The sequence below is a fragment of the Streptococcus sp. HMSC072C09 genome (assembly GCF_001813105.1).
GTDB lineage: Bacteria > Bacillota > Bacilli > Lactobacillales > Streptococcaceae > Streptococcus.
In genome coordinates this window covers 67,210-80,177 of sequence record NZ_KV811488.1, presented here as the reverse complement: position 1 = coordinate 80,177, position 12,968 = coordinate 67,210, and the positions used below count along the sequence as shown (strand labels likewise).

Below are 12,968 nucleotides of genomic sequence, written 5' to 3'. Positions count from 1 at the left end.
TTAATTTTAATGACTCATACATCACGAGACTTATTTTATTGTTCCACCTTCCGCAACCAAGTCATATGGGAAATATGAAAGTCCTTTTAATTCCTTGTAGTCCAATCCTTTAATTTTGCAGAGAGCACCTGATTCAAAGGACCAGTAACCATAATAATTATCAATATTATCTTTATGCAAGTCATACCAACCAGTATCCCGATGTCCAGGATACCATTTCTTGGTCACATATTCTTTAAGCAGCTTGAGTGCCTGTTTAGAATTCTCTTCTTCAATAATTTTCCTAGTAAAGCCATAGGGTCTTTGGAAATTATAGTTTATCCGAATCGTCCACTCTGGATGACGAGATTGAATCAAGTAATCGACAAATAATCCTCTGGATCATCCTTTTTGACTAAGTCTACTAACTGATCAAAAATTTCCTCATCAATCTCTAACAGAATGCCAATAGAAAGCGCCGGAACCATTTGGAGATAGCCCGAATTGCTCTGCCAAACAGGAAGAAGGCTATTGACAAAATTAATATATTCCTCTTTAAAATCTTCAATAGGATAACCTGCTGTATAGGTAGCCACTAAAACTTTTTCGGTTAATACTTTAATTGTTCTCTTTGTATTTGCAATAACTTTGTCATTTGTTAGCTTGTATCTTTGAACTCCTTCCTCCGTATCCTTCATTAAACTCTTAATCTTTTTTCGTTTTTCATTTATTTGTTCTTTCTCAAAATCAATTAACTTTACTAATCTATTGCTCGTTGTTATTTCATCCCTTAAAATCATATTTTTCTCCAATGAATTTATACAATCTCATCCTATACTTTCGCGTCTTCCGCAACTAAATCATATGGAAAATACGGAAGCCCTTCTAACTGTTTATAATCCAATTCCTTCAATTTGCAGAGAGCGCCAGATTCAAAGGACCAGTAACCTACATGATTTTTTACATTTTGATTATGTAAATCATACCAAGCAGCATCCCCACTCCCTTGGTACCATTTCTTAACCAAATATTCTTTTAACAATTTTATTGCCTGTTCAGAATTCACTTCTTCAATGATTTTCCGAGTATATCCATAAGGTTTAGGAAAATTATAGTTGATCCGAATCGTCCACTCTGGATGACGAGCTTGAATCAGATAATCAATCAAATAATCTTCTGGATCATCTTTTTTGACCAAGTCTACTAACTGATTAAAAGTCTCTTCATCAATGTTTAAAAGAATCCCAATAGAAAGCGCCCATAGCATTTGTTCGTATCCCCATTCCTTGCGCCAAATTGGTATTAGAGACGATACAAAGGAAATATATTCCTCTTTAAATGCTGACAAAGAGGCTCCACTAGAATAAGTTGCTAATAAAATGTCTCTCTGATAAGACAAAATAGTAGCTAAAGTTGACTGATAAACTTCGATCGTTGGCTTTTTATAGTTTTCTATTCCATTATCTAAATCACTTTGAAGTTTTCCTAATTTTTCTTGAAAATACAGTAAGGCTTCTCTATTTGATATTAAGCCATCTTTATAATTTTCTTCTGTATTTAAAGTATCTCGTAAACCCATTTCGTGTCTCCTTTAAAAACGATTCGTTAAGTCAATCTGAGATCTCAAGCGATTTTGTTCTACTTCAAAGTCATGTCTCGTTTTGATAAATCAACACCCCACTTCTTTGCTCTCTCAAAATCCGCGTCAGTCGGTTCTAATTTTTCATTGGTAATATGGCCAGCCTCATCGTACTCAATATAAGTTACTCTTGCCCCTAGAACACAATATTCCTGTGATTTTAATGCGCCGTTTTCATAGTATTTCTTTTGAAGCCCATCAGCTGCACCGCAATCTTGAGGATTGATACTTTCAATATTTCCATTAGGATAAAACCATACATTCATTCCATGACGGAACCCATCTTTAATATAACCATAATACTCTAATTTACCATCTGGGTATAAATCATAAGCTAAACCTGTAAATGGAATTTCTTCGCCAGATTCGTTCTCACAAACAATCTGTTCATAATACCATCCACCCCAATCAAGCTCTTCTTCAAAACAAACACCATTTTGAAGCACTTCTTCTTTTGTTAAAATCTTATCTTCCATCATTTTTCAACCTTAGAGTTTATTTTATAGCGTTCCTTCCGCAACCAAATCATATGGGAAGTACGGAAGTCCTTCTAATTCCTTGTAATCCAATCCTTTTAGTTTGCATATAGCAGCTGATTCAAAGGACCAATAGCCATAATAACTTCTGTTATTGGTTTTATGTAAATTGTACCATCCTGTATCTCTGCTGCCTTGGTACCATTTCTTAGTCACATATTCTTTAAGCAATTTTAAAGCTTGTTCACAATCCTCTTCTTCAATAATTTTTCTGGTAAAACCATAAGGCTTTGGAAAATTATAATTCAGTCGAATCTTCCACTCTGGACGTCGATATTGAATCAGATAATCAATCAAATAGTCCTCTAGGTCATCCTTCTTGACCAAATCTACTAGCTGATTAAACATATCCTCCTCAATTTCTAACAAAATTCCAATAGAGAGGGCCCAGACCATTTGTTCATAGCCAGAATTGCCTTGCCAAGATAGTTGCAAACTCTCTACAAACTTAATATACTCAACCTTGAAATCTTCAATAGAATAACCCGCAGTATAAGTCGCTATCATAACTTCTTTTTGGTACCGACTTATTGATGATCTTATATTCGAAATGACAACTTTATTGTCCAAAGAAAATTTTTGGATTCCTTCTTTCTCATCCTGTTCAATTGCTTGAATTCGTTCTTCAGAATCCTGAATGGCTTTTTGAAAAACTTGGATTAGTCCATTGATATTATTTTTATCTGAAAACGTGTCTCTTAGTTCCAACTCTATCTTCTTTCTAAGTCCCTATATAAATTATCTATATATTCCACCTTCCACAACCAAATCATAAGGAAAGTACGGAAGCCCTTCTAACTGTTTATAATCTAAGCCCTTAATCTTGCAGAGAGCGCCTGATTCAAAGGACCAATAACCATAATAATTATCAATGTTGCGCTTATGCAAATCATACCAACCTTCATCTCTACATCCCTGATACCGTTTTTTAGTCAAGTATTCTTTCAAGAGAGATACAGCTTTTTCAGAATTTTCTTCCTCTATAATCTTTCGGGTAAAGCAATAAGGTCTTGGGAAATTATAGTTTATCCGAATTGTCCACTCTGGATGATGAGACTGGATAAGATAATCGATCAAATAGTCCTCTGGATCATCTTTCCTTACCAAATCTACCAATTTATCAAAAGTCGTTTCATCAACCTCTAACAAAATACCAATGGAAAGAGCCCAGAGCATTGCATCATATCCTGAATTACTATGCCACACAGGGACAAGACTATCAACAAATGTAAGGTACTCTTCTTTGAATTTTTCAATAGGATAACCTGCAGTGTAGGTGGCTATCATATTCTCCTTCTGATAAATAGAAATATCAAGTTGTACTGATTTGATAATTTCTTCAACCGGTCGTTTGTATGAATTTTCCCCTTGTTTTAATTTTGTTAATTCTTGAGTCCACTCATCAATAGATAATTTATTAATTTGAATTAGTTCATGAATTTTCTTTTCAATAAAAATAGTATCTCTTTTCACTGCTTATCCTCAAATAGTTATATTGAGCTTTTCATAGGCATTACATAATCAGATAGAATACAAAATAGTTCTTTCCCTCTAATAAATACTACTGATGGAAAATATTTCAGCACCTTCTGGTATAAGTGGGGATAAATGATCAAGAATTTCTTTTGGACTTCTATCACCATTAAAAGTTGGATAATAGGCACTATCCTTTTCTTTTAAAATTTTGTAAGCCTTCGGATATTCCTTCTGAATAGGTAGATCTTTATTTTGGTCAAATAATTCTTTTTTGATGTTTACAGTATTATAGTTCAAATCAAGACCATAATGTAGTAATTTATCTCCTGGTGAAGAATCACCTTGATAATTTTCATTGATTGAATAATATAATCCCTCAATTTTTTTGCTGTCCTTCTGATAGTCAATGAATTTTCCCGTTTCCAAATCTAAATAATATGGTTTAATTTCTGTCTTAGAGACCGGAATGCCATTCACCTTTTTTTCTATACTCTTTTGAATATTGACCGACAAAACTTCTTTTCCGCTAGGTAATGTATTTAAAGATGGACTAACTGTACTCAATCTCCAACCTTCACCTTTTTCTCGAAGCCATTTTAATACATCAACCTCTTTCTTTTTTAAAGTTTGATCTTTTGTATCATAGATTAATAAACGATAGGTACTACCACCTTTTTTGCGCGACATCGTTTTAAAATTCTCTCTAATGATAAAACGTTTACCTGCCATGATAACATCATTGTTATGATATTCAACTTTACTTTGTGGATCGTTCTTAAGGTGCTTACGAATTTGTTTATCTTCTTCCGGATCTTTACTAACCCACTTTGCTACGACGCCCTTATCTCCTAGAAATTCATAATCACCAATTTCGAAGTCACCACTATAAGTGTACACATTATTGTAATAATCTTCTTTTTCTTGTTTATCTTGGTAGTATTTCCAGACAAAAAATCCCAAAATTGCAACAAAAATCGTAGACAATATTGCAATCTTTTTAAAACTCTTCATTCCTTCTCCTTCTTATCTGCAGCCCCTTGTATATTACTCAGTCGGGTCCTCACAAACAAACCGTAAATCTATTCCCTACTATCATACCGAAATACAGTTTGAAGTTCAAGTTAGTCACTAGCTAGGGAAATTGGATAAGCAAAAAGAGACCACAGGGTCTCTATCTGAATGAATAAGAAAAAAATCCACTCACTCGTAGGTGAAATGGATTGTTTCTTTATTAACGGTTCAACAAGAAATTGAACAATTTTTCGACAATTTTTACGACCAACCAGCATAAGAATCCGATATAGCTGAAATAGAAAATGAGTGACAAAATCGTAATAATCATGGTTTCCTCCTTCGTCGATTGCAAGTACTTGTCTTATTATACCTTTTTATGCAATCGAACTCAATAGAATTTTGAAAATTGTCTGATTATTCTTTTTCTTCTTTAGCTTCTTTGGTGTCTTGATCAGCTTCTTCACTGCCTTTATTGACAGCAGTCTTAAATTCAGCAAACATTTTGCCGATGGACTGGCCCAACTCAGGCAGGCGTTTTGGTCCAAAAATCAAGAGGGCGCCTAGGATGATGATGATCAATCCTGGTGCTCCAATATCACGTAAAATTCCCATTAGTTTCTCCTTTTTCTTAAATAGATGACTTTACTGATGGCGACACTCACTTCAAATAAGAGGATCAAAGGGAGTGTCATGGCAAAGTCACTGATAAAGTCTGCAGGGGTTAACACGACGGCTAAGACCAGCAGAACAAAGTAAGCGTAACGTCGGTAGGTTATTAAAAACTGTGGTGTCAAAAGTCCAATCGAGGTCAGAAAAGCGACCAAAACTGGTAACTCGAACAAAACCCCTAAAGGCAAGGTAGTGTGCCATAAGAAGGTTAGATAATTTTGCGCCGTCAATTGGGTATCAAACAGCCCTTCTCCCAAGCGCATCAGGACCTCTAAAATAGCTGGACTGACAAAGAAATAACCAAATGCAAGCCCCAGCACAAAGCAAATAAAGCTAGCTGGGATGTAGGCAAAAACTGCACGCGCCTCCTTCTCCTTCAGAGCCGGCCTTACAAACTGCCAAATCTGGTAGACAATAAAGGGCAAGGTCAGGCTAAAAGCTGTGAGATTAGCCAGCGATACATAGATCCAGAGGATATCATTCGGCCCCAATACCAGCAGTTTTTGATGGAGGCTAGCCGTCAAGGCTTGGTAGAGTTCTCCACCAAATACAAAAGCCACCAGAAAGACGATAATATAACACAAGACCACTGCGATCAATCGTTTTCGAAATTCGACCAAGTGCTCGACAATGGTCATTTCATCTGCTCTACTCTTTGCCATGTTGTCTCACCGTAACGAGTGCGATCAAGGCCACAAAGATACCTTGAGGAAGAAGAACTTCCAAGCTTGGATAGATCCCCGCCCAATCGATGGTTGGAAGTCCATTGACCAAATGGCTAGGGAGGATATTGGTCAACTGAAGGGCGTGAATGCTGACACCGAGCATCTTGAAGGCCAAGACGTAAATCAACCAAGTCAGAATGAAAAAGATTCTGTGAGGTTGGATAGCTTGACTAGCCTTGGTCATAGCCACTGCAATGATGATGAGAACGGCTATAGCAAGCCCGATTCCCAGTAAGAAATTCGCAGTTGTAATCCGCGGAATGATCCCGACATAAAAGAGAATGGTCTCAGCCCCTTCACGAAAGACTGCTAAGAAACTGAGAGCAAACATCGAGACAAAGCTTCCAGTAGCCGTCACTGTCTTCATTTGACGGTCCATAAAGGCATTCCACTGTTTGACTGAAGACTTGCTGTGGAGCCAAATTCCGATGAGGATCATCATGACCACAGCGAAAATCCCAACGCCACCTTCAATGATTTCCCGGTTAGCCCCCGAAGAAACGGCTGGAAATGCTACTTGCAAAACAAGAGCGATCGCTGCACTGGCAAGAACACCAGCAATAGCTCCACCGTAAACCCATTTAAGGCCTTTCCTCATCTTAGCGGCCTTAAGGGTCGTCACAAGCGCCATGACAATCAGAAGGGCTTCTACTCCTTCACGCAATAGAATCAACATGGCATCAAAAGCGTTGTAAGAAGCTGTCGTATCGATCGCAGAAAGGTCCTTGATCAAGGCTTGTAATTTCTCTTGATAGGCCTTTTCTTTCCCCTTGACCATAATGACCGGGGATTCGCTCTCTACGCGCGTGTAGAGACTTGGATTGGTCGTGCTAACATCCCCCTCGATGGTTGGCCAGATCGTGATGAACTGCTTCATAGTCGCTGCAGCAGACTTTTCATCCCCAGCTTGGAATTGGCTTTGCGCCTTCTCCAAAAGCTTGATCCCATCGTTCAGCGTCAAATCCGTACTGGCACTGCTAATGGCTTCTCCTTTTACAAAGGCATCAATTGCATTTTTGAGGTCATCATAAGAGGACTGGATGTTGGTGAAATCGGTAGGCTCTGTTTCAATGCTACTGCGTAAGAGCGAAATAGCCGTCTCGATTTTGCCATAGTAGGCTGTGCTGTGATCTCTTACTACCGCTTCGTTTCGCGTCCAGGTGTTATTAAGATCAGCATAGGTTTGACGGGTTTTATCTAGATCCTTAGCTGTAATGGCCTCTTGTAGGTTCTTAAAATAAGGAGCGAGCCGACTGACAAGTTTGTCTTTTTCCGCCTCTAAATCGACCGGATTTTGCTCTTTTTCAAAAGCCAGCAAGGCAGATGAGATCTTAGTAAGATCCTCTTTTCTTACCTCCCCTTTTATAGCCAGGGCTTGGCTAACTTTTTTCCCTGCTTTGGAATTATGGTGATCTTTGGATTCAAAATCAGCCTGAATCTCAGCGATCAATTCCTTGGCCTTATCCTGATTCTTATTTTCTAGAGCGGTTGTTGCATCTGTGATCTTGATAAAGAGATCGCTATAAGATTCCGCAGCTACTGGATGAGTCCAGATCAAGGCAAGAAGGCCTAACAAGATCAAGAATTTATTCAAAGAGTGCTTGACCAAGGTAGCCTCCTTTCTCAACGCCTGCAAAGCAAGCAAAGAGTCCACTTCCGATATGGGTGATGTACTCGTTCATTTTGTCCACTGCGCCCAAGTTGGTTTGGATTTTGACAAAGCTGTTCGGATCCTTTTGAAAGGCGATAAAGATCAAGCCAGCATCAAATTGCCCAGTCTGTTCATTGATGCCATCCGAATAGGAATAGGAACGACGTAAAATCGGTCGATCCACTTCTTTGGCCAAACGGACATGTGAATCTACTGGTAGTTTAGATAAATCTACCTCATCAAATTCGTTGGTTTTACCAAAGGGAGCACCGGACTCCTTGTAGCGACCAAAGGTGTTTTCTTGCTCCTGCAAATTGGTTCGGTCCCAAGTTTCCAAGTGCATTTGCACTAGGCGAAGGGCCATATAGGAACCACCCTTCATCCAGTCCTTGCTGTCAGTCCAGACGACCTTGTCAAAATCCTTCTCCGTCGTGACATTTGCTGTTCCATCCTTGAAACCAAAGAGGTTGCGCGGCGTTTCTTTTCGGTCGCCAATAGCTGCAAATCCTGATTTGCTCCACTTCATGGTAATGGTATTGCGACCCTTACGAATTAGATTTCGCACCGCATGAAAGGCTACTTGCTCATCATCTGCACAGGCCTGAATGACGATATCGCCACCTGTGTATTTGTCCTGCAACTGCTCCTTTGGAAATGGAGGCAAATCACGAAAGAGCTTGGGACGTTTGGCCTCCAAGCCTAGTTTCTTTAGAAAGGAAGCCGATACCCCAAAAGTCAAGCTCAAGCGATAGGGGTTGAGTCCCACTGTTTCACCTGTATCTGTTGGTGGCAAGAGGGCATTGGAACCATCTTTTTTGACCAATTCTCCTTCAACTAGTTTACTACTATAATCGGTCCAGTCTTTAAAGAGCTGGATGACTTCATTTTTGTCCGTCGTGTGAAGATCTAACACAACCAAGTAGCAAGCCTTTTGCATGGCCGTCGTAATCCCTGCTTGATGCTTGCCATAAAAGGAGATGTCTTCATCCCCGTCATAAGCTTTTTTGCTGGAACTGTCTTGATTAGCGAAAAAAGCAGATGCACCAGAGAGACCCAGCGCTAGACCAGCCCCTCCAATACCTGCTTTTTTAAGAAATTCACGACGGTCCATTTTTTTATCTAAAAATTTTTCGTCAGCCATTTTTCTTATTTCCCATCTAAAATCACACCCATTTGAGACAAAGGTTCACCAAGTTTGGTCACAGCTTCTGCCAATTCCTTGGTATCTTCCTTGGATAAATCTGTGTAAGACTTATAGTTTGAATCATCTGTCATGTGTTTGTCCAATAAAGCATTAACATTCTTAAATTCTGATTCCAAGGTTTTAACCAATTTGGCATCTTTTTTCTCAATCAAGGGTTTAAAGAGAGAGAAGATCTTTTCAGCCCCTTCAATGTTGGCACGGAAGTCGTAAAGATCTGTATGAGAGAAGACTTCTTCTTCACCTGTAATCTTTTGCGTTGCCACTTCATTGAGCAAATCGACAGCTCCGGTCAACATGATATCCGGTGTGACTTCTACTGTAGCAATTTTAGCTTTCAACTCCTTGATATCGTTCACCAGTTGGTCAGCGTATTTGTCTGTTCCATCTGTGGTATTGTTTTCCCAAAGAATACGCTCAATCCGGTGGAAACCTGACCAGCCATCTTCTGATTTATTTTCATCCACATAATCCACCAAGCGGTAGTCGATCTTGACATCCGATTCCCCGAAGGTTTCAGCAATTGGTTCGGAACGTTCATAGGCCATACGGATCAAGGGATATTGCTTTTTAGCTTCTTCCAAATTCCCGTCTTTTAACGTAGCTCGGAATCCTTCTGTATCCTTGAGCAATTGGTCAATTTGCATTTCAACAAAGTCTTTGTATTCAGCTGTCGCATTGTCCAAGGTCTTCTGGTCAGCCTTTGACAACTGCACCGTTGAGCTGGTTTGCGTCTTTTGACTCGACTGTTTGCTAGTAATATTTGCACACCCTGCTAAAAGAGCAACACTCAATAAGAGTAGACTATATTTTTTCATGAAAGACTTCTCCTCATTTGTTCTTGCCCTTATTTTACCAGATATTTTCTCATTTTTCAATAATTGTCTGAAAATTTAATAATAGAAAAACTTTTCTGAGAATCTGTCTTTTACAAAAGAATATCTTTGACCCGTCCGATTTCGGATTCTTTAACCACTACAAAGATGCTATCACCTAGATACAAGCGGGTCGCACCATTGACTGTATAACTCTTACCGCTTCGCATTTGTGTGGTGATCAAGATATCTTGAGGGAGGTGCAGTTCATGGACTTGCTTTCCAGCAATCTTTTCTGATACAGGGATCTCAATTAAAGTCAACTCTCCTTCTTCTTGCGCCTTATCCGGCAACAATTGCTCGAGCATGGCTTCATAGACTGGCGCTCCATGGAAGAGATCCATGATCATATAAGCCAGTAAAGTCACCATACCTAGGGGCATTAAACTGCGAATATCACCGACCATCTCTGTCACCAAGATCATCGCTGTTAAAGGTGCTTTTGAAATAGCCCCAAAATACCCACTCATGCCTAAAATAATGAAGAGAGGCAGCTGATTTTGAGAGATAAAGCCAATGTTTTGGAGGAAGGTTCCAACGATGGCCCCTAAAAGTGACCCTAATGCTAGTATAGGCAGGAAGATGCCGCCTGGCAAGCCACTACCATAGCTCAACATACTCCAGATGAAACGGATCACAAAATAGAGAAGGATGGTCAGCACTGGATACGGTACTCGAGCCAAATCCAAGACCAATTGATTCCCACCACCAAGAATTTGAGGAAGAAAATAGCCGATTGGAAGAATCAAGACAAAGGCAAATAAAGAAGAATAATGAGAAGGAACATGGAAAATCCTCTCTAGCAAACGATACAGGCGACCGATATTGAGAACCACTATTTCGTAGACATAACCTGCCGCCCCTAAAAAGACTCCAAGAAAAAGATAAATCCAGTATTGAGACAGATGGAGTGGCGGAATATTTTGTGGCATATGAAGCACTGGTGTTTGACCAAAGACATTGAGTGAAATAAAATTAGCCGTCAAACTAGCAGCCAAGGTTGAAATCCAAAAGAAGCGTGAAAAATGATGGTAGACCTCTTCAACCACAAATAGGAGCCCCGCTATAGGTGCATTAAAGGCAGCCGCAAGACCAGCGGCAGCCCCACTTGCAATCAAAGACCGCTCCTCAACTGGGCTAACCTTCAAATGATGGGCCACTCCTTTTCCACCCATTGCCCCTAATTGAATACTAGGACCTTCACGACCAAGCATCAAGCCACTTCCGATGGCCAAAACACCTAGAATATACTTCTTCCACAGGGTATCCCACCAGCTCACCGCCAAGAGGCCCTTAAGCTCCGCTTCGACTTGCGGAATTCCTGATCCCTTGATATCCCGATTGGTGCGAATGAGGCGACCAGCAATCAGTACGATCACCCCATAACCCAACAGCATCGCAAACAAATAAAATGGTTGACCAGACATCTCCTTGTATACGCCTTGAACAAAATGAAAAATATGTTCGATCAAAAAACGAAAACTCGAGACGATGCAGCCCACAACAATCCCAACCAGAACACCTCTGACAATATGGGCCACAATCGAACTAGAGGCAAAACGAAATTCCTTTTTTAAGGCTTCTTCTTTAGCAGACATTCCCTAACTCCTTCAAACTCTTATCCTATTCATTATACCTTATTTCACTGCCTCTGAATACATGGAAAGACAGAAAAAAACAAAACTAGCAACGCTAGCTTTGTTTTTCAGTTATTCATTATTCAGCAGTTAAAGCTGCCATAGTGATGTAGTTGTATGGTTTGTTAAAGTGTGGCAAGAAGAACAAGTCCGTCAAAGCCAATTTATCAATCGTCACGTGTTCTTGAATCGCAAGTGAGAACATGTGGATAGCCATTGAAATGGCGCTATCACGAGATACCATTTGAGCTCCAAGGATTTGACGAGTGTCTTTATCGTAGACAATCTTGATGCCAACTTCATAGTTATCGTGTTTGATAAATTCAGGTTTTTGAAGGTCGTTGAAGCCAGTTTCAGTGGCATTGAAGCCTGCAGCTTTCGCTTTTTCAAGCGTCAAACCAGTTGAAACCATGTGAAGGCCGTAGATAGAGATACCGTTAGAACCTTGAACACCGATTCCTTCCAATTCATGACCAGTCGCATTGTAGGCACCGACAATACCTGAACGAACTGCATTAGATGCAAGAGCGATGTAGCTCATTTCGTTACGAGCGTTATCGAAGATAGTCGCACAGTCACCAACTGCGTATACACCTGGAAGTGACGTTTCTTGTTTCTTATCAACAAGGAAAGCACCATTGCGGAAGAGTTCGATCTTACCATCAGCAAGAGCTGTATTAGGACGGAAACCAACAGCCAAGATAACCATATCTACATCGAAGGTTTCTTTATCGGTTACAAGGCGTTCTACCTTACCATCTCCTTCAACCGCTTGAACCGTTTGTCCAAGTGCCAAACGGATGTTGTGATCTTCCAAGTTTTTCGCCATGATGTCAGTGAAGTCTTTGTCGTAGTAGCCATTCAAGACAGTGTCCACGATATCCACCAAGACAACATCTTTACCAAGACGTTCGAAAGCTTCAGCAAGTTCAACACCGATGTAACCACCACCAACTACGGCGATACGGTTCAAATGTTTGCTGTTGTCTTTCAATTTTTCGATCACTTCTTCAGCGTTTTGGTACAATTTAACGAATTGAAGATTTTCAAGAGTTGCTTTGAATTCGCGGTTACCAGGAACAATTTCAACTCCTTTAATTGGAGGAATGATTGGTGTTGATCCAGTCGCAAAGATCAATTTTTCGTAAGATTCTTTGTGTTCTTTTCCATCAACTTCCGCTGTTACCACTTTGTTGTCATAGTCAATTGAAAGAACAGGTGAGTTCATGTAGACTTTTGCACCTTTTGCTTCCAATTTTTCTTTGTCAGAGTAGAAAAGACCTTCAGGACCATCGATTTGTTCACCGATCCAAAGCGCCATCCCACATCCAAGGAATGAAATGTTTGAGTTTTGGTCAAAAACTACAATTTCATTTTCATTTCCGAAATTATCTAACATAGTGTTGATACAAGCTGTTCCGGCATGGTTAGCCCCTACAACAACGATTTTACTCATAGAATAAATCCTACCTTTAATTTAATTTACTTCTTGAGTATATCATAAAAATGATATCGGTTACAATTATTTTGCTCAGAATTTGTGATCTTTTTTTCAATTTTCCAGAA

At 39.6% G+C, this 12,968-nt stretch carries 12 protein-coding genes and 1 pseudogene; all 13 read right to left on the bottom strand.

All coding sequences use genetic code 11. The features are described 5' to 3' along the window. Positions 1-30: 30 nt before the first annotated feature. Positions 31-779, bottom strand: a pseudogene (locus HMPREF2893_RS02780) (PoNe immunity protein domain-containing protein). A 32-nt stretch (positions 780-811) separates the two neighbouring features. After that, the gene (locus HMPREF2893_RS02775) at positions 812-1,558 is read right to left on the bottom strand and encodes a PoNe immunity protein domain-containing protein (protein WP_070674085.1); all 747 of its coding nucleotides are present in this window, start codon (positions 1,556-1,558) and stop codon (positions 812-814) included. 59 nt (positions 1,559-1,617) lie between these two features. Beyond that, entirely contained in the window at positions 1,618-2,097 is a 480-nt protein-coding gene (locus HMPREF2893_RS02770) for a toxin-antitoxin system YwqK family antitoxin (RefSeq protein WP_083312224.1), read from the bottom strand. A gap of 21 nt (positions 2,098-2,118) precedes the next feature. Beyond that, positions 2,119-2,862 (bottom strand): PoNe immunity protein domain-containing protein, encoded by a 744-nt coding sequence (locus HMPREF2893_RS02765; RefSeq protein WP_070674082.1) that lies wholly within the window; start codon positions 2,860-2,862, stop codon positions 2,119-2,121. A gap of 30 nt (positions 2,863-2,892) precedes the next feature. After that, a complete protein-coding gene (locus HMPREF2893_RS02760; protein ID WP_070674079.1) occupies positions 2,893-3,627 on the bottom strand; it encodes a PoNe immunity protein domain-containing protein in 735 nt (244 codons plus the stop codon). A 78-nt stretch (positions 3,628-3,705) separates the two neighbouring features. After that, positions 3,706-4,641, bottom strand: coding sequence for a hypothetical protein (locus tag HMPREF2893_RS02755; protein WP_070674076.1), 936 nt, complete (start codon positions 4,639-4,641; stop codon positions 3,706-3,708). A 417-nt stretch (positions 4,642-5,058) separates the two neighbouring features. Beyond that, positions 5,059-5,256 carry a Sec-independent protein translocase subunit TatA/TatB gene (locus HMPREF2893_RS02750; RefSeq protein ID WP_003007243.1) on the bottom strand — a complete coding sequence of 66 codons (198 nt, stop codon included), beginning with the start codon at positions 5,254-5,256 and terminating at the stop codon, positions 5,059-5,061. Next, positions 5,256-5,975, bottom strand: a complete 720-nt coding sequence (tatC, locus tag HMPREF2893_RS02745) for a twin-arginine translocase subunit TatC (protein ID WP_070674072.1) — start codon at positions 5,973-5,975, stop codon at positions 5,256-5,258. Before tatC ends, HMPREF2893_RS02750 begins: the two co-directional genes overlap by 1 nt. Further along, on the bottom strand, positions 5,962-7,647 hold the full coding sequence (locus HMPREF2893_RS02740; RefSeq protein ID WP_070674069.1) for an FTR1 family iron permease: 1,686 nt from the start codon (positions 7,645-7,647) through the stop codon (positions 5,962-5,964). Before HMPREF2893_RS02740 ends, tatC begins: the two co-directional genes overlap by 14 nt. Next, positions 7,625-8,830, bottom strand: coding sequence for an iron uptake transporter deferrochelatase/peroxidase subunit (gene efeB / locus HMPREF2893_RS02735; RefSeq protein WP_070674067.1), 1,206 nt, complete (start codon positions 8,828-8,830; stop codon positions 7,625-7,627). Before efeB ends, HMPREF2893_RS02740 begins: the two co-directional genes overlap by 23 nt. Before the next feature lie 5 nt (positions 8,831-8,835). Beyond that, positions 8,836-9,708, bottom strand: coding sequence for an iron uptake system protein EfeO (gene efeO / locus HMPREF2893_RS02730; RefSeq protein WP_070674065.1), 873 nt, complete (start codon positions 9,706-9,708; stop codon positions 8,836-8,838). A 110-nt stretch (positions 9,709-9,818) separates the two neighbouring features. Beyond that, positions 9,819-11,363, bottom strand: coding sequence for a ClC family H(+)/Cl(-) exchange transporter (locus HMPREF2893_RS02725; RefSeq protein ID WP_070674063.1), 1,545 nt, complete (start codon positions 11,361-11,363; stop codon positions 9,819-9,821). Between the two features lie 118 nt (positions 11,364-11,481). Continuing rightward, on the bottom strand, positions 11,482-12,858 hold the full coding sequence (gene nox, locus HMPREF2893_RS02720; RefSeq protein WP_003001563.1) for a H2O-forming NADH oxidase: 1,377 nt from the start codon (positions 12,856-12,858) through the stop codon (positions 11,482-11,484). Positions 12,859-12,968: the final 110 nt, after the last annotated feature.